The organism is Nocardia transvalensis (genome assembly GCF_015477765.1).
Classification (GTDB): domain Bacteria; phylum Actinomycetota; class Actinomycetes; order Mycobacteriales; family Mycobacteriaceae; genus Nocardia; species Nocardia transvalensis_A.
In genome coordinates, this window is sequence record NZ_JADLQQ010000008.1 from 123,593 (window position 1) to 139,721 (window position 16,129).

At 69.4% G+C, this 16,129-nt stretch carries 17 protein-coding genes; 10 read left to right on the plus strand and 7 right to left on the minus strand.

The window, feature by feature from the left end:
• Positions 1–61 precede the first annotated feature (61 nt).
• The 3 genes from IU452_RS24115 to IU452_RS24125 are packed head-to-tail and all read left to right on the plus strand — an operon-like array spanning position 62 to position 2,090.
• Positions 62–973 (plus strand): LLM class F420-dependent oxidoreductase, encoded by a 912-nt coding sequence (locus IU452_RS24115; protein ID WP_195111426.1) that lies wholly within the window; start codon positions 62–64, stop codon positions 971–973.
• A gap of 49 nt (positions 974–1,022) precedes the next feature.
• Positions 1,023–1,403, plus strand: a complete 381-nt coding sequence (locus tag IU452_RS24120) for an MmcQ/YjbR family DNA-binding protein (protein WP_195111710.1) — start codon at positions 1,023–1,025, stop codon at positions 1,401–1,403.
• A gap of 33 nt (positions 1,404–1,436) precedes the next feature.
• Entirely contained in the window at positions 1,437–2,090 is a 654-nt protein-coding gene (locus IU452_RS24125; protein ID WP_195111427.1) for a class I SAM-dependent methyltransferase, read from the plus strand.
• On the opposite strand, the gene IU452_RS24130 is transcribed toward IU452_RS24125, so the two are convergent.
• The 3 genes from IU452_RS24130 to IU452_RS24140 form a co-directional block, all read right to left on the minus strand.
• Positions 2,087–2,683, minus strand: coding sequence for a helix-turn-helix transcriptional regulator (locus IU452_RS24130; protein ID WP_195111428.1), 597 nt, complete (start codon positions 2,681–2,683; stop codon positions 2,087–2,089). The genes IU452_RS24125 and IU452_RS24130 overlap by 4 nt on opposite strands.
• A gap of 38 nt (positions 2,684–2,721) precedes the next feature.
• Positions 2,722–3,540: an IclR family transcriptional regulator gene (locus IU452_RS24135; RefSeq protein WP_195111429.1), complete on the minus strand. Its 819-nt coding sequence runs from the start codon at positions 3,538–3,540 to the stop codon at positions 2,722–2,724.
• A 283-nt stretch (positions 3,541–3,823) separates the two neighbouring features.
• Complete coding sequence (locus IU452_RS24140) at positions 3,824–5,599, minus strand: nitroreductase family deazaflavin-dependent oxidoreductase (protein WP_195111430.1); 1,776 nt, start codon at positions 5,597–5,599, stop codon at positions 3,824–3,826.
• Positions 5,600–5,730: 131 nt separating this feature from the next.
• Here IU452_RS24140 and IU452_RS24145 point away from each other — a divergent pair, with 131 nt between their 5' ends.
• Both IU452_RS24145 and IU452_RS24150 read left to right on the plus strand, forming a co-directional pair.
• The gene (locus tag IU452_RS24145; RefSeq protein ID WP_195111431.1) at positions 5,731–6,297 is read left to right on the plus strand and encodes a TetR/AcrR family transcriptional regulator; all 567 of its coding nucleotides are present in this window, start codon (positions 5,731–5,733) and stop codon (positions 6,295–6,297) included.
• A gap of 107 nt (positions 6,298–6,404) precedes the next feature.
• Positions 6,405–7,208, plus strand: a complete 804-nt coding sequence (locus IU452_RS24150; protein WP_195111432.1) for an NAD(P)H-binding protein — start codon at positions 6,405–6,407, stop codon at positions 7,206–7,208.
• A gap of 9 nt (positions 7,209–7,217) precedes the next feature.
• Here IU452_RS24150 and IU452_RS24155 read toward each other — a convergent pair whose 3' ends face one another.
• From IU452_RS24155 to IU452_RS24165, 3 genes are all read right to left on the minus strand, one after another.
• On the minus strand, positions 7,218–8,078 hold the full coding sequence (locus tag IU452_RS24155) for a ribokinase (protein WP_195111711.1): 861 nt from the start codon (positions 8,076–8,078) through the stop codon (positions 7,218–7,220).
• A 180-nt stretch (positions 8,079–8,258) separates the two neighbouring features.
• Positions 8,259–9,251: a threonine/serine dehydratase gene (locus IU452_RS24160; protein WP_195111433.1), complete on the minus strand. Its 993-nt coding sequence runs from the start codon at positions 9,249–9,251 to the stop codon at positions 8,259–8,261.
• A gap of 9 nt (positions 9,252–9,260) precedes the next feature.
• A complete protein-coding gene (locus tag IU452_RS24165; protein ID WP_324192795.1) occupies positions 9,261–9,614 on the minus strand; it encodes a metalloregulator ArsR/SmtB family transcription factor in 354 nt (117 codons plus the stop codon).
• Positions 9,615–9,651: 37 nt separating this feature from the next.
• Here IU452_RS24165 and IU452_RS24170 point away from each other — a divergent pair, with 37 nt between their 5' ends.
• The 5 genes from IU452_RS24170 to IU452_RS24190 all read left to right on the plus strand — a co-directional run bounded on the left by IU452_RS24170 (position 9,652) and on the right by IU452_RS24190 (position 14,372).
• Positions 9,652–10,920 carry a glutamate-5-semialdehyde dehydrogenase gene (locus IU452_RS24170; RefSeq protein WP_195111435.1) on the plus strand — a complete coding sequence of 423 codons (1,269 nt, stop codon included), beginning with the start codon at positions 9,652–9,654 and terminating at the stop codon, positions 10,918–10,920.
• Positions 10,921–10,990: 70 nt separating this feature from the next.
• Complete coding sequence (locus IU452_RS24175) at positions 10,991–11,869, plus strand: AAA family ATPase (protein ID WP_195111712.1); 879 nt, start codon at positions 10,991–10,993, stop codon at positions 11,867–11,869.
• 3 nt (positions 11,870–11,872) lie between these two features.
• Positions 11,873–13,357, plus strand: coding sequence for a vWA domain-containing protein (locus IU452_RS24180; protein WP_195111436.1), 1,485 nt, complete (start codon positions 11,873–11,875; stop codon positions 13,355–13,357).
• Positions 13,358–13,376: 19 nt separating this feature from the next.
• Entirely contained in the window at positions 13,377–13,700 is a 324-nt protein-coding gene (locus IU452_RS24185; RefSeq protein WP_195111713.1) for an MmcQ/YjbR family DNA-binding protein, read from the plus strand.
• A 51-nt stretch (positions 13,701–13,751) separates the two neighbouring features.
• On the plus strand, positions 13,752–14,372 hold the full coding sequence (locus IU452_RS24190) for a hypothetical protein (RefSeq protein ID WP_195111437.1): 621 nt from the start codon (positions 13,752–13,754) through the stop codon (positions 14,370–14,372).
• A 180-nt stretch (positions 14,373–14,552) separates the two neighbouring features.
• Here the strand turns inward: IU452_RS24190 and IU452_RS24195 are convergent, their stop codons facing one another.
• A complete protein-coding gene (locus tag IU452_RS24195; protein ID WP_195111438.1) occupies positions 14,553–16,094 on the minus strand; it encodes an alkaline phosphatase D family protein in 1,542 nt (513 codons plus the stop codon).
• Between the last annotated feature and the right edge of the window lie 35 nt (positions 16,095–16,129).

Consider the following 16,129-nt stretch of genomic DNA (forward strand, 5'->3'; position numbering starts at 1 on the left):
GGATGGGCGAACAGTTGAACAGGCAGTCGGATTCCGCACCACCCCTCGAGGAGGCCTCGCCGTGCATATCGGCATCGTGCTCGAACAACCCACCGGAGCGGACGCGCTGCTCCGGCTGACCGACGACCTGCAGCAGGCCGCCGACGAAGGCCTCAGGTCTGCCTGGCTGCCGCACATCTTCGATATCGACGCGCTGACCGCCCTCGCGGTGATCGGCAGCCGCGTGCCGGGCATCGACCTGGGCACCGCCGTCGTGCCCAGCTATCCGCGGCATCCGGGCGCACTCGCCCAGCAGGCCCGCACCACCGCGCTGGCCGTCGGTCGCGACCGGTTGACGCTGGGCGTGGGACTGTCGCACAAGGTCGTCATCGAGAACATGTTCGGCTACGACTTCTCCCGTCCCGCGCGGCACATGAAGGAGTACCTGTCGGTGCTGTTGCCGCTGCTGGACGGGGAACCGGTGTCCTATTCCGGGGAGACCCTCAGCGCCAACCTGAACCTGACCGTCCCCAACGAGGGCACGGTTCCGGTCCTGCTGGCCGCGATGGGCGAGCAGATGCTGAAGCTGGCGGGCCGCCGCACGGCGGGCACGACGCTGTGGATGACCGGCCCGGCCACCATCCGCACGCACATCGCGCCGATCATCAACGCCGCCGCGGCCGAGGCGGGCCGCCCCGCCCCGCGCATCGTGTGCGAGCTGCCGGTGTGCGTGACCGACGACGTCGACCGCGCTCGCGAACGGGCCGCCAAGGTCTTCGAGGCTTACGATTCGCTGCCTTCCTATCGCGCCATGATGGACCGCGAAGGCGCCACCGGTCCCGCCGATCTGGCGATCATCGGCACCGAGGACCAGGTCGCAGCCCGCATTCACGAGGTCTTCGCCTCGGGCGCAACGGAATTCGTCGCCGCCATGTTCACCGGCGGCGATTCCGCGGCGCGTACTCGCAAACTGCTTGCGGGCCTGGCGGATTGAGATAGCCGTGGCGCGGCGAGCACGGGTGGAGGATGTGCACGAGCTGGCGATGGCCATGCCGCACGTCACGGTCGAGTACGGCTCCCAGGGCAATCCGGTCTATCAGGTCGGGCGCAAATCCTTCGTCTACTTCCGCACGCCGAGCCGGGACGCCGTCGATCCGGTGACGGGGGAGCGCTATCCCGATGTGATCATCTTCTGGGTGCCGTCGGAGTCGGACAAGCTGGCCCTGGTGCAGGATCCGGATTCGCCGTTCTTCACCACCGCGCATTTCGACGGCCACCTGTCGGTCCTGGTGCGCGGCGCGCGGATCGGCGAACTCGGCCTGGACGAACTGCGCGAGGTGGTGCAGGACGCCTGGCTGTCGCGGGCCTCACCCACGCGGGCGCGGCGCTGGCTGTCGGAGAATGCCGACCGACAGGGGGCTTGACCTCGAGTGCGGTTGAGGAAGCATGATCATCTCATGACCGAGACCGCAGAGTTCTGGAACACCGTCTACGACAACGACACCGCGCCGTGGGTGATCGGTGAGCCGCAGCAGGCCATCGTCGCGCTCGAACGCGACGGGATGATCGGCGGGCGGGTGCTGGACCCCGGCTGCGGTGCCGGTGAGCACACCATCCTGCTGACGCAGCGGGGTTACGACGTGCTCGGTGTCGACCTGTCACCCAGCGCCGTCGAGTACGCCCGGCGCAATGCCTCGGCCAAGGGCGTGCCCACCGCCCGCTTCGAGGTGGCCGACATGATCCGCATCGGCGACGATCCGCAGTACGCCGCCGCCTTCGGTGTCTTCGACACCATTGTCGACAGTGCGCTGTTCCACGTATTCCGCGAGGATCCCGAGCCGCGGGCGGCCTATGTGCGCAGCCTGCACGCGCTGTGCAAGCCGGGCGGCGTGGTGCACCTGCTGGCTCTGTCCGATCGCGAGCCGGGCCCCGGTCCCCGCATCAGCGACACCCTGATCCGCGAATCCTTCGGGGCTGGTTGGCAGGTGGAGGATCTGCAGCCCTCCCGGTACAAGGGCCGGGTGGCCGGATTGGTGGAGGAGGAACTGCAGGCCGGGGTCGACGGCACCGTGGATGTCCCCGCCTGGCTGGCTCGCATCCGCCGCGTCTAGGCCGAATCCGGGGCCGCCGCGGTGGGTGCGCGGGTGGTCCCGGTCAGCTCCTCGAGGTCGGCCAGCAGTTCCCGGGCGAATTCGCGCTCGGCCTCGTAGTGCCGCACGCACCAGCGCAGCACGGCGCCGGGAAATGCCCGCGAACACCTGCCGGCCTTCCCGGCGTCGGCCTCGGCGCGGCGGCGCATCGAGTCCATGTGATCGATATGGGCGGTGAGCATCTCACGGAGTCGATCCGGATCGGCCAGATGCCCGAGCCAGACCCGCAGCAGCACACTGTGTTTGAGCACCGGCGCCTCCACGGCGGAGCGATTCACCCACTGCGCTACGGCATCTCGGCCCGCCGCGGTGATCACATACATCCGCTTGCCGCGCACACCGTCGACGGGCAGCACGATGCGCGAGGTCACATAGCCGTGCTGCTCCAGCCGTTTGAGCTCGGCGTAGATCTGGCTGAACGACGGGCTCCAGTAGAACAACTGCAGGCTGCGGTCCGCCCACTTCTTCAGGTCGTATCCGGACAGCTCCTCGGCGTGGGAGAGCATGCCGAGCACGGCCCAGGCGGTGGTCGGCAGGACGGCCCCGGAGGTCATCGGCGGAATGTCGCGTCCCGGCATCTGTCGGGCCGGAGTCAGCGCCGGCGCGTGCGCCGCGGGAACAGCGTCCGCCCGGCCTCGTGCGCGACCTCCAGGACCACCCGGCTGAGCCGATCGAAGTTCATGCCGTCGGCACGCCCGGACAGCGACAGTGCCGCCGGTCCCGTGCCCCGGGCCCGCACGGGGGCTGCGACACAGGCGATTCCGGCGACCGCTTCCTCCCGATCGATCGCCACGCCTTGACGCAGCCGTATCTGGGCGAGTTCGCGCGCCAGGGCGTCGGGTTCGCAGATGGTGCGCGGGGTCAGGCGGGGCAGTCGCGTGCGGAAGGCGGCCTCGGCGATGGTGGGCTCCAGCGCGGCGAGCATCGCCTTGCCCAGAGCCGTTGCGTGCGCGGGCATCCGGCCGCCCAGGCGGGTGGGCAGCGCCGCCCGGAACCGGCCGCCGGCCTTGTCCAGATACACCACGTCGCGGCCGTCGAGCACCGCCAGATGCCCGACCAGGCCGGTGCGCTGGGCCAATTCGTGCAGCAGCGGGCCGACCGCGTCACGGGTCTCGTTGTGATCGGCGGTGAGCCCGCCCAGCTCCAGGGTCCGCATGCCCAGCCGGTAGCCGCCGGAGGTGTGCGCCAGCCAGCGCAGCCGGATCATCTGATCCAGGATGCGGTGCACGGTCGAGCGCGGCAGGCCGGTCCGATCGACCAGCTCCAGCAGGGTCAGCGTCGGGGTGGAGGCGTCGAACGCATCGAGGATCAGCGTCATCCGCTCGATCATCGAGACCGGGTTCGAGCGGTCCGTCGCGTGGCGACCGGCGGTGGTGGTGCGTTCCGCGGAGGGCAGCACGGTGACGGTCATAGGTACCTCCGTTGGCTCATATGCAGCCTAGAAGTATGCCGACCAGGCATGCGCTAGGCACGAGCGTTCCTTTTGTTTGTGTCACCAGTCACAGTGCGCGCCAACGGGTGCGGCGCGAATCCGTGGAAATACGTAGGTAGTACCGATCTGTTTCCGCTCACCGAACCCCTGTCTTGACCGGTGCGGCGCTGACCTGTTGTCATGACACTCGGCTATATGTCTACTCGAAACAGCCGAGGGCCCGACCGGTGCGTGGCACGGTCGGGCCCTCGGTTTCCGCGATTCAGTCTTCCGGGTTGTCGTTGAACGTCACTCGCACCGAGACCGGGTTGGTCTGCAGGGCGGCGAACCCGGCGGCGGTCAGTGCGGCCAGGGCCGGGTGCGGCGCGAAGCTGCGGGCGCGGGCGACCACATCGTCGTCGAGGCGTAGCTCCGCGGTTCCGGTGCGCCACCGATCCCCTTGGCGCAGCCGCACTTCCGGATTCGCCCGCACATTGTTGCCCCAGCCGGAGCGCAGGCCGTGCTGGCAGATGATCCAGGCGCCCTCCGCATCGAACAGCGCCGACACCGGCACCCGGCGCGGCAGTCCGGACTTGCGGCCCACGGTCTCGAGCTCGGTGGCGAAGGCGGTGCGAACGCCGAGGCGGTCGAGCGCGCGAACGGTGGGATTGGCGACGTAGCGGCCCACCGCGCGCTCCACGACGAATTTGCGTGCCTTCCTTGCAGGTGCGGGTGTCCCGTCCGCCCCCGGTACGCCTGTCCCCTCGCTCCCCGGCACGCCTGTCCCCTCGCTCCCCGGCACGCTCTTTGCCGGGGAGCGTTGGGGCCGGAACGCATCCAGGCCGTTGCGCCGCATCATCGTCACCGCCGTCCGCCACGGTGAGCGCGCCGGATCCGGATCCAGGCCGGAGCCGAGCCGATGCAGCTGATCGGTGTGCCATTGCAGATCCAAGGCGCCGTCGAAGGCCTTCAGGCTGCGAACACCGGCCAGCCGTCCGCGCAGACCCAGCGAAATGACCGGCGGGCGCAGCGCATCGGTACCGTCGGTGAGCAGATCCGCTGCGGCGGTAGGGATTACGGCCGCCGGTCGGCCCACGCCCACGACATCGCAGGCGCCCGACTCGATCGCCGCCGCCATCGCCGTGCGCGACCGGAACCCGCCGGTCACCGCCAGCGGCACCGCCGCGGCGGAACGGCGCACCGTCTCGGCGTACTCCAGGAAGTAGGCCTCGCGGGCCCGGGTGCTCGCCGAGCGGGAGGAGCGGCCCATCATCGCCGGGGATTCGTAACTGCCGCCGCTGATTTCGATGAGATCCAATTGCTCGGCCGCCAGCCGCTCGACCACGGCCCGCGACTCGTCCTCGGTGAAGCCGCCGCGCTGGAAGTCGGCGGAGTTCAGTTTGATCCCCACGGCGAAACCGGGGCTGACCGCCGCCCGGATGGCCCGCGCCACCTCGAGCACGAACCGTGCTCGCCGCTGCGGATCGCCGCCCCAGCCGTCGGTGCGGCGATTCGCCAGCGGCGACAGGAACTGCGATACCAGATAGCCGTGGGCGCCGTGGATCTGGACGCCGTCGAATCCGGCGGCCTCGACCACCTGTGCGGCGGTGGCGAATCGGCCGATGATGTCGAGGATCTCGTCCTCGGTCAGCGCCCGCGGTGTCGGCATGCCAGGGATGCCCAGCGCAATGGCCGAGGGTGCGACGGGGCGACGCCTGCTGGCTATCGGATTGGATTGCCGCCCAGGGTGATTCAGCTGCACCCACACCGGGGTGCCGCCGTCCTTGCCCGCCTTGGCCCAGCTCGTCAGCGCGTCCAGATCGCGATCGTCCTCGATGGCCACGTTGCCCGGCTCACCGAGTTGGGTGCGGTCGATCATCACATTGCCGGTGACGACGAGTCCGAAGCCGCCGGTGCCCCAGCGCCGGAACAGCCGCACCAGCCGGTCGTCCGGGGCGTGCTCGCTGGTTCCCAGCCCCTCGCTGAGCGCCGACTTCATGATCCGGTTCGGCAGCACTTGCCCGCAGGGGAGAGGTAGGGGATCGTGCAGGGTCGCCATCGTCGTACTTCCCTCCGTGCGGGGCCGAACCCGCGTGGTAGACCGATCAGTTTAGTGCGAGGGTAGTACACCGATCGGTATACATCAAGGGTAAGCTGAGCTCACGGACACCGTGCAGGAAGGGGTCGGATATGGGAGCCCGCGATCGGCTCATCGACAGTGCCGTGGAACTGATGCGCCGCAACGGCGTGGCGGGGACGGGCATCGCCCAACTGCTCGAGCATTCCGGCATCTCGCGGCGCTCGGTGTACCTGAACTTTCCCGGCGGCAAATCCGAGCTGGTCGCCGAGGCGACCCGGGTGGCCGGGCAGGCCTTCGGCGCCCTCATGCGGACGGTCGCGGCCGGGGCCGATCTGGCCTCCTGTGTCGCCGCCTTCCCGGGGTTGTGGCGCGAGGTACTGGTTTCCAGCGAGTTCACCGCCGGGTGCCCGGTCGTGGCCGCGGCGCTGGGACGGTCGGAGTCGCCCGCCGCCGCCGATGCCGCGGGGGAGGCGTTCTCCGACTGGGAGCAGATCCTCGCCGAGCGCCTGCGGGCCGAACGGGTGGAGCCCGAGGTCGCGGTGGCGCTGGCCACCACGATCATTGCCGCGCTCGAGGGTGCGGTCGTGATGTCGCTGGCGACCCGGTCGGTCGCGCCGCTGGAGCGGGTCGGTGCGCAGATGTCGGCGCTGGTGGCTCAACATACCCGGGCGGCCTGACCGGCGCTCCGGATAGCATCGCCCCGGATCTGTCAACAATATTGGGGCACAATGTTTTTCGAATTTGCCATATGCGCGTGAGCGGGTTTTCGGAGTAGCTTGGCGGCATGAAGATTCTGGTTACCGGAGCCACCGGAAATATCGGTCGTAAGGTCGTTGATCACCTGATCGCCTTGGGCGCCGACGATATTCGTGCCTTGTCGAACAAGCCGGAACGCGCCGCCCTCCCCGACGGTGTGGAGGTGGTGCGGGGCTATCTGCGTCGGGTGGAGACGCTACCCGCGGCCTTCGAAGGGGTGGATCGGATGTATCTGGCCCCGGTTCTGGAGACTGTCGGCGAGGTGGTGGAGCTGGCGCGGGCGGCCGGGGTGCGCCACATCGTGGATCTGTCCGGCGACGAGAGCACCGACTGGCAGCCGATCGCGAAGGCGGTGGAGAAGTCGGGGGTGGACTGGACCCATCTGTATACGGGCGAGTTCGTGGAGAACACGACGATGTGGGCCGAGCAGATCCGGAGCACCGGCGAGGTGCGCGAACCCTATCCGGACGCGGCGAACGCTCCCATCGCCATGGACGATATCGCCCGCGTGGCCGCCGCTGTGCTGACCCAGGACGGCCATGCCGGCGTCACCTACACCCTGACCGGCCCGGAAACGCTCACCCGGGTCGAGCGGGTCCGGCAGCTGGGTGTGGCTCTGGGGTGTGAGCTGTCGTTCGTGACCGTGCCGCGCGAGGAGGCGATCGCGCTGCTCGAGCCGCAGATGGGCGAGTTCGCGGCATGGTATGTCGACGGGCTGGCCGCCATGGCGGAGCATCCGCAACGCGCGACCACCACGGTCGCCGATCTCACCGGCCGTCCGGCCACCACCTTCGCCGAATGGGCGGCCGCCAACGCCGACGAATTCCGCTGAATCGCGGGTTCAGGGCTGCCGCGACAGCAGCCGTTCGATCTCGGCTCGTTCCGGAATGCTCGCGCTGGCACCGAGTTTCGTCGTCGCCAGCGCGCCCGCCGTGCAGGCCCAGGCGAGCGCGGTAAGCGGGCCCTCGTGCCAGTGCGCGGCCAGCGCGCCGGTGAAGGTGTCCCCCGCCCCGGTGGTGTCGACGACGTCGACGCCGACGCCGGGGTGGCTGAGTTCGCCCTCGGGCCCTCGGTATACGGCGCCGCTTCCCCCACGGGTGGTCACCACGTGGGGGACGGCGTCGAGGACCGAACCCAGCTGCGCGGCCTCGCCCTGGTTCACGACCGCGATGTCGACGTTCTCCCACAGTTGGCGCGGAACCTCCTGCGCGGGAGAGGGATTCAACAGCACGGTGGTGCCGTGGGCGCGGGCATGCCGGGTCGCGGCCGCAACGGTGGGAATCGGAATCTCCAACTGGCACAACACCATATCGGCCGCTGCCACGGCCGCGAGATCCGCATCCGACAACGACGTCATCCGGGCATTGGCTCCACCGACGACGATGATGCTGTTCTCACCGGAGGAGTCCACGACGATGACGGTGATCCCGCTCGGCCCGTCCACCGACCGCAGCTGCGCGGTCCCCACCCCGGCCTCGTCCAGCACCTTGCGCACGTCCGCGGCGAAGACGTCGGTGCCCACCGCGCCCACGAACTCGACCTCGGCACCGGCCCGCCGCGCGGCGATCGCCTGATTCGATCCCTTCCCGCCCGGCACCATGGCGAACCCGGTGCCCAGCACCGTCTCGCCCGGTTCCGGCCGCCGCGTCGTCGTCGCCACCAGATCCATGCTGATACTGCCCACCACCACGATTCGCGCCATACACGAACCGTATCCCGAACTCGCCGACCGCCCGAGCACCGCCACCACCGAATCGTCCGCACCCCGCTGCGGTTTACTCGAGAAATAGGCAGAACGCGCCAGTTCGTGAGCGTCCGAGCAGTCCAGCACGACCGTGTCGATGGTGTGCGGCACCGTGTCCTCCAGCCGGTGCCACCGAACCTATCGGACGGCCGGAACCGGTTGGGCGGCATCGGCGCCCGTGTCGGTGGGGAAGGTGTCGAGGGTGGTGTTCGCGCCGCTGATGACGACCGCGACGCGTTCGTTCGGAGCGGGCCGGTAGGCGCCGGAGACCAGGGCGGAGAGGGCCGTTGCCGCGGCCGGCTCGGCGATGAGGCGGGCGGTCCGCCACAGGGCCTGCTGGGCGCGGCGGATGTCGTCGTCCTCGACCAGCACCACGCGGTCGACGTGGTCGCGGGCCAGGGGATAGACCAGGGTGCCGACCCGTTTGGGGGCCAGGGAGTCGGCGGCGATGCTGCCGGTGGGGGCGTCGGTGGGGTGCCCGGCCGCCAGGGCGGCGGTCAATGTCGGTGCTCCGCTGGGTTCCACGCCGACCACCCGCACCGAACCGGCGAAGTAGGCGGCGATGCCGCCGATCAGGCCGCCTCCGCCGACCGGCACCAGCACGGTGTCGACCGCGGTCTGCTCGGCCAGTTCGAGTGCGAGAGTGCCTTGGCCGAGCAGGGTTTCGCGTTGGTCGAAGGCGTGCACGTCGAGGGCGCCGGTCTCGGCCGCCCAGCGCTGGGCACCCGCGAGCGCATCGGCATACCGGTCACCGGCGACCACGAGATCCGCACCGCGCGAACGGATCCCGGCGACCTTCGCGGGCGGCGAGATGACCGGGACGAAGATCTTCGCCGGAATGCCCAGTCGCTGTGCGGCATCGGCGACCGCGAGGCCGTGATTGCCGCCCGAGGCCGCGACCACCCCGGCGGCGGGGACGTCTCGCATCAGCAGGTTGGCGAAGGCTCCGCGGGCCTTGAACGAGCCCGCGCGCTGCAACTGCTCCAACTTCAGCGAGACCTCGCCGTCCGGTCCGCCGAGGTCCGCGAGCGGGACTCGGACGACGGGTGTGCGCCGCAGGTACGGGGCGATCACCTCGAAGGTCTTGCGGATCTCGTCCGACGAGATCGGCTGTATGTCGGTCGCTGTCACTACTGTCCGTCACCACTCTCCACTGAGCGCCGCCTTGGCACGGGCGATCCGGGCCTCGTCGCGGCGATAGAACACCCACTGCTTGATCTTGGTGCCTCGAATCAACCCGGCCCGACTGAGGACCTTGAGATGTTCGGCGCACGTCGGCTGGCTGACCCCGAGCTTTTCGGCGATGAACAGCGAACACACCCCGTCGCGGACCAGGTCGCCGTCGGTCTGCGGGGGGAAGTGTGCCTCCGGATCGCGCAACCACTCCAGCACCCGCAGCCGTTTGTCGTTGGCGAGCGCTTTCACCAGATCCACGTCGAGCACCAAGCCATTATGGAAATTTCCTAATTCCCTGTCCAGGGTCCGGTATCTCACTGGTTGACCTCCTCCGCCGGTCAGTAGGCTGTTCGGCATGACTGCTCCCACTGCCACCGAACTGGACGACGTCCGCACGGTGGTGCACGACGCGGCGCGCCGGGCCCGGGTGGCGTCGCGGACGCTCGCTCGACTCACCACCGCGCAGAAGGACGCCGCCCTGCATGCCGCCGCGGACGCGCTGCTGGCCGCCGAAGGCCGCGTGCTCACCGCCAACGCCGAGGACATCGAGATCGCCCGCGCCGCCGGCACCGCGGATTCCCTGCTCGACCGCCTGCGCCTGACCGAGGCCCGCATCGACGGCATCGCCTCGGGGCTGCGGCAGGTCGGGGGGCTTCCGGATCCGGTCGGAGTGGTGGTGCGCGGCTCGACGCTGCCGAACGGGCTCGAGATCCGCCAGGTCCGTGTCCCGCTCGGCGTGGTCGGCATGGTGTACGAGGCCCGCCCGAATGTCACCGTGGACGCGTTCGGCCTGGCGCTGAAGTCCGGGAACGCCGCCCTGCTGCGCGGCTCGTCGTCGGCGGCCCGATCCAACGCCGCCCTGGTCGCTGTGCTGCGCGAAGCCCTTGCCGCCCAGGGACTTCCGCAGGACGCGGTGCAACTGCTGCCGAGCGAGGACCGCTCGAGCGTGACCCACCTGATCCAGGCGCGCGGCCTGGTGGACGTGGTGATCCCGCGCGGCGGCGCCGGGCTGATCAACGCCGTCGTGCGCGACGCACAGGTGCCGACCATCGAGACCGGCACCGGCAACTGCCACGTCTACGTCCACGCCGACGCCGATCTGGATATGGCGGAGTCGATCCTCATCAACGCCAAGACCCGCCGCCCGAGCGTGTGCAACACCGCCGAGACGGTGCTGATCGACCAGGCCATCGCCGAGGTGGCGGTGCCGCGGCTGATCGGGGCGCTGGAGAAGGCCGGGGTGACCATTCACGGCGATCTGCCGGGCCTGGTTCCGGCCACCGATCAGGACTGGGCCGACGAATACCTGTCGCTCGACATCGCGCTGAAGGTGGTCGACGATCTCGACGCCGCCGTCGAGCACATCACCCAGTGGGGCACCGGGCACACCGAGGCCATCGTCACCGCCGATCTGAAGGCCGCCCGCGAGTTCACCAGCCGGGTGGACGCCGCCGCGGTCATGGTCAACGCGTCGACTGCCTTCACCGACGGCGAGCAGTTCGGTTTCGGCGCGGAGATCGGCATCTCCACTCAGAAACTGCACGCCCGCGGCCCGATGGGCCTGCCGGAGCTGACGTCGAGCAAGTGGATCGTCTGGGGCGACGGCCAGACTCGACCGGCGTAGCCTGCTGTACCGTCGACCTCAGACGTTTTTACGGTGCATACCGCATGTGCCGGGCCCGAGGAGGATCCCAATAGTGCAGACCGCGACGCACGAGCCGATCTTCGCGTCGGTGGACGATGTGATCTCCCGGCTGGCCACCACGGGGTACCTGGCCGACAAGTCGACCGCGACCTCGGTGTTCCTGGCCGATCGGCTCGCCAAGCCGCTGCTGATCGAGGGCCCGGCCGGTGTCGGCAAGACCGAACTGGCCCGCGCCGTGTCCCAGGTCGCGGGCGCGGAACTGGTGCGATTGCAGTGCTACGAAGGTATCGACGAGGCGCGGGCGCTGTACGAGTGGAATCACGCCAAACAGATCCTGCGCATTCAGGCCTCGAGCGAAAACGGCTGGGAGGAAACCAAAGCCGACGTCTTCAGCGAGGAGTTTCTGCTGTCGCGTCCGCTGCTGACCGCGATCCGGCGCACCGACCCGACCGTGCTGCTCATCGATGAGGCCGACAAGGCCGACGTCGAGATCGAGGGCCTCATGCTGGAGGTGCTCAGCGACTTCGCCGTCACCGTGCCGGAATTGGGCACGATCGCCGCCACCCGCCGCCCCTTCGTGGTGCTCACCTCCAACGCGACCCGCGAACTGTCCGAGGCGCTCAAGCGGCGCTGCCTGTACCTGCACATCGACTTCCCCGACGAGGAGCTGGAACGCCGGATCCTGGCCAGCCGGGTGCCGGAGCTGAAGCCCGCGGTGGCGGCGCAACTGGTGCGGGTGGTGCACGTGCTGCGCGGTATGCAGCTGAAGAAGTTGCCGTCGGTGGCCGAATCGATCGACTGGGGCCGCACGCTGCTGGCGCTGGGCCTGAAGGATCTCGACGACAAGACGGTGCGGGCCACCCTCGGCGTGGTGCTCAAGCATCAGAGCGATCACCAGCGCGCCCTGTCCGAGTTGAAACTGGCCTGACCCATGAGCAAGCGCAGCCCGACTCGCGCGATCGTCTCCGGGGCGCTGCGCGCCGCACCGGGCGCGGCCAAGGACCGTTCGGACGAGCCGGAACTGGCTCCGCACGGGTTGCCCGGACACCTCGTGGGTTTCGTGGAAGCATTGCGCGCCAGGGGGATACCGGTGGGGCCGTCCGAAACCGTCGACGCCGGACAGGTTCTCACCGTGCTGGACCTGATGGATCGCGAGATGCTGCGCGAGGGCTTGGCATGTGCGTTGCTGCGCCGCACGTCTCAGCGCGCCACCTTCGACGGATTGTTCGACCTGTGGTTCCCGGCGGCCCTCGGTGAACGGATCGGCGCCCAGGATGTCGACATCCCGCGCAAGCCGGACGGTGAGGTCGACATCATCGAGCTGCGAAAGATGCTGGCGGAGTTGATGCTTGCCGATCCCTCCGGGGAGCGCTCGCGGCAGCTGCAGGAGCTGGCGGCGCAGATGGTCGAGCAGATGGGGCAGTATCAGTCCGCCAACGGGCCCTCGTTCTCGGCGTATCAGACGCTCAAGGATCTGCAGCCGGAGCTGCTGGTCAGCAAGATCATCGCGGGATTGACCGCGGGGCAGGACAATTCGGAGTTCGACACCGAAGTCGCCCGGCGTGCGGCACGACAGCGGATCCGGGATTTCCGCGGCACCGTCGAGGCCGAGACGCGCCGCCGGGTGGCCGAACGCATCGGGCGCGAGCGGGTGGCCACCTACGGCGTGCAGCGCCAGGCCGAGGATGCCGACTTCCTGCGCATCTCCGAGAACGAGCTGGCCGAGCTGCGCCGCAGCAGTCAGCGCTTGGCGCGGGTGCTGGCCTCCCGCTTGGCCGCTCGCCGCCGCCGTGCCCGCCGCGGCGCGATCGATCTGCGCCGGACGCTGCGCAAATCCATGTCCACCGGCGGTGTGCCGATCAAATTGGCCGCGCGCAAACCTCGGCCGGGCCGTCCGGATCTCGTGCTGCTGTGCGATATCTCCGGCTCGGTGGCCGGATTCTCCAGTTTCACCATGCTGCTGGTGAATTCGCTGCGCGAACAGTTCTCCCGGGTGCGGATCTTCGCCTTCGTCGACCGGGTCGACGAGGTCACCCACCTCTTCGACCAGGTGACGCCGCTGGATCAGGTGACGCGGCGGATCTTCACCGAGACCGAGGTGGTCGGCATCGAGGGGCATTCGGATTACGGTGCGGCACTGTCGGGTTTTGCCGAGAACTGGCCCGATGCCGTCACCAGCCGCACGTCGCTGCTGATTCTCGGCGACGGCCGCACCAACTATCGCGACCCCGCCCTGGACACGCTGCGGGAGCTGGTCGGCGTCGCCAAACATGCGTACTGGCTCAATCCGGAAGCGGAAAAGATGTGGGGGACAGGCGATTCGGCCGCCCGCCGCTATGCCGAGTTCATCGAGATGCACGAATGCCGCTCGGCGCGCCAGCTGACCGCGGTCGTGAGCCGCCTGCTCCCGGTGTGAAGGAGACCGCGTGGACCTGATGCCGTACTGCCTGTCCAAGCCCGGTGCCTGGCAGGACGAACCGTGGGAGGGTGATGTGGTCGCCAAGGTCGGCGACAAGATCTTCGCATTCGTGGGTGCGGACACGGTGACGCTGAAGTGCGGCCGCAACCGTGAGGAGGCCGACGAACTGGTGCACGTATATCCGGACGAGGTGTCGGCCTCGGCCTACATCGGGCGATACGGCTGGAACACGATCCGGCTCGGCGGCGCCGTTCCGCAGGACGAGTTGCGCGAGCTCATCGATATCTCCTACGACGCGATCGTGTCGAAACTCCCGAAATCCAAGCGCCCCACGGCATGATCACAAGCCGGCGTTAAGCGAACCCCAAGCGGGGCGGGCGACCATGCCCGCGTGCCGAGCCGACCCCGGGACGCCGACGACGTCTTCCCCGCCGATCCCACCGACCCCTGCGCGCAGGCCCTCGCCCTGACCGAACTCGCCACGGCCCGGCTCACCACCGACCCGGTCCGCGCCGAGGCCCTGTTGCGACGTGCTCTGACGATCGGTGCGGCGGCGCTGCCCGCCGACCAGTTGGCCAGGCTGTCGTCGCTGATCGTCACCGCGGTGGCCGGTCAACCCGGCCGCGACCACGATCTCGCCGCGGCCGCCCTCGCCGCCGCCCGTAGCTGGCAGGGCCTGTCGGCCACCGACGCGGCCCACCACACGCTGCTCGCGGCCCGCATCCATTTCCGCGTCGGCGACCACCGCACGGCGGCGGCCCTGTTCCGCCAGGCACTGTCGCATCCCGGGATCCCCTACCCCGCCTCCGAAATCGCGGTCCTCCACGAACAATTCGGCACCTCTCTGACCGCATTGCACCGCCACCGCGCCGCCGCCCGCGAATTCACCCTCGGCGCCCGCCTGATAGCCGACGACCCCACCTTCCGCGAACTCCACGCCGACCTCCTGGCCTCTGCCGCGGCCGCCCGCACCGCCGCCCGCCGCCGCGCCCTCTTCCCCCGCCGCCGCTAACCCCGCCGCGCATCGCTCCGCGCTGCGCGGCGGGGAACCAAGTGCTGCCGATCCGGCTCGTGGTTCTGCCGTTCTGGTCTCATGCTGCGGCGCGTGTGCCTGACGTTTCCGGCACGCGTTCGCTTCATGGTCGGGGCCGGGCAGCGATTGCTGTCTTGTTCGGGCAGCGCGGGACCGTTGTCAAGCGGGCTGGAGGCCTGGCTTGCGGTCCTCGACGATGAAACTGGCCTTGTTCTCCACTGGTGCATCGGGTCTGGTGACGTAGGGGACCGCGCGGAAGTCGGCGCGGATCCGCTCGGGGGTGATATGGGTGCGCACGTAGCCGCGGCGGTTGTTGAAGAAGCGGATGTGCGGGTTCTCGTGGCGGATCGCCTCGGTCTCGCTGCGGGTCTCCGACCCGTCGCCGCCGCTGGCGATCGAGGTCGCCACCAGTTCGGCGCCGACGACGGGCGAACCCGGATCCTCCCAGCGCTGTTTGATGTCGGCCGCCCATGCCGAGTGCACGTCTCCTGTCAGCACGACGGGGTTGCGCACCTTGGCGTCGACCCATCCGGCCACGACGCGATCCCGGTTGGCCGCGTACCCGTCCCAGGCGTCCATGTTGTTCAGCTCGCCCGGCCCGGGCCGAATGTCCAACTGGGCGAAGAAGACCTGCTGACCCAGCACATCCCAGCGGGCCCGCGAGTCGCGGAATCCGTCCAGCAGCCAGCGCTCCTGATCGGAGCCGGTGAGGGTGCGCTGTGCGGCGCGCCGTTCCGGGCAGTCCTTGATACCGTCGCCGCAGGCCTGGTCGTCGCGGTACTGCCGGGTGTCGAGCATGTGGAAGGTGGCCAGATCACCCCACTGGATGCGCCGATACAGCTGGATATCCAGACCGCGCGGGATCGAGGCCCGGCGCAGCGGCATGTTCTCGTAGTATGCCTGGAACGAGGCCGTCCGCCGGGCGGCGAAATTCGGTTGCGGGCGCTCGGGCGTCATATTCGCCCAGTTGTTGTCGAGCTCGTGATCGTCGAAGACCGGTGCCCACGGTGCGATCGCATGCGCCGCCTGCAGATCCGGGTCGGTCTTGTATTGGGCAAGCCGCTGCCGGTAGTTCGCCAGCGTCTCGATTTCCGGGCCGACGTGCCTGCGCGGCTTGCCGTCGGACCCCGCGTTCTCGTAGATGTAGTCGCCCAGATGCAGGACCAGATCCGGTTCGTCCTCGGCGAGCCTGCGGTAAGCGGTGTAGAAGCCGTGCTCGTAATGCGCGCACGACACGAAACACATGGTCAGCTCGCCCATGCTGCCCGGGGCCGGCGCCGTGTGGGTCCGGCCGGTCGGGGAGAGGTGTCCCTCGGCCCGGAACCGGTAGAAGTATTGCGCACCCGGCCGCAGCCCGGCGAGCTCGACATGCACGCTGTGGCCCAATTCCGGTGCGGCGTCGGCGGTTCCGCGCTGCACGACCGAGCGGAACCGGTCGTCGTCGGCGACCTCCCACTCCACCTGTACCACCCGATTCGGCATACCGCCCATGCCGTCCTCGGCCAGCGGTTCCGGTGCCAGCCGGGTCCACAGCACGACACCGTCCGCAGACGGTTCCCCGGACGCCACGCCGAGCGTGAACGGGTCGGGTAGACCGTTGGATTGTGCCCTCGACGGCTGGATGTCGAGCACACCGGACATGGCGCCGACCGCGGCCAAGCCGCCGGCCAGGACACTGCGACGGGAGAGACTGCCGGGCATAACGATCCTCCTCGATTGCATTGTGACCCAAGCTA

What these genes read in the sequence shown, in the direction of transcription:
- IU452_RS24125 (WP_195111427.1), top strand. Translation starts at nt 1,437, where the DNA reads ATGACCGAGACCGCAGAGTTCTGGAACACCGTCTACGACAACGACACC.
- IU452_RS24135 (WP_195111429.1), bottom strand. Translation starts at nt 3,540, where the DNA reads ATGACCGTCACCGTGCTGCCCTCCGCGGAACGCACCACCACCGCCGGT.
- IU452_RS24180 (WP_195111436.1), top strand. Translation starts at nt 11,873, where the DNA reads ATGAGCAAGCGCAGCCCGACTCGCGCGATCGTCTCCGGGGCGCTGCGC.
- IU452_RS24150 (WP_195111432.1), top strand. Translation starts at nt 6,405, where the DNA reads ATGAAGATTCTGGTTACCGGAGCCACCGGAAATATCGGTCGTAAGGTC.
- IU452_RS24195 (WP_195111438.1), bottom strand. Translation starts at nt 16,094, where the DNA reads ATGCCCGGCAGTCTCTCCCGTCGCAGTGTCCTGGCCGGCGGCTTGGCC.
- IU452_RS24130 (WP_195111428.1), bottom strand. Translation starts at nt 2,683, where the DNA reads ATGACCTCCGGGGCCGTCCTGCCGACCACCGCCTGGGCCGTGCTCGGC.
- IU452_RS24140 (WP_195111430.1), bottom strand. Translation starts at nt 5,599, where the DNA reads ATGGCGACCCTGCACGATCCCCTACCTCTCCCCTGCGGGCAAGTGCTG.
- IU452_RS24185 (WP_195111713.1), top strand. Translation starts at nt 13,377, where the DNA reads ATGCCGTACTGCCTGTCCAAGCCCGGTGCCTGGCAGGACGAACCGTGG.
- IU452_RS24155 (WP_195111711.1), bottom strand. Translation starts at nt 8,078, where the DNA reads ATGGCGCGAATCGTGGTGGTGGGCAGTATCAGCATGGATCTGGTGGCG.
- IU452_RS24145 (WP_195111431.1), top strand. Translation starts at nt 5,731, where the DNA reads ATGGGAGCCCGCGATCGGCTCATCGACAGTGCCGTGGAACTGATGCGC.
- IU452_RS24120 (WP_195111710.1), top strand. Translation starts at nt 1,023, where the DNA reads ATGGCCATGCCGCACGTCACGGTCGAGTACGGCTCCCAGGGCAATCCG.
- IU452_RS24170 (WP_195111435.1), top strand. Translation starts at nt 9,652, where the DNA reads ATGACTGCTCCCACTGCCACCGAACTGGACGACGTCCGCACGGTGGTG.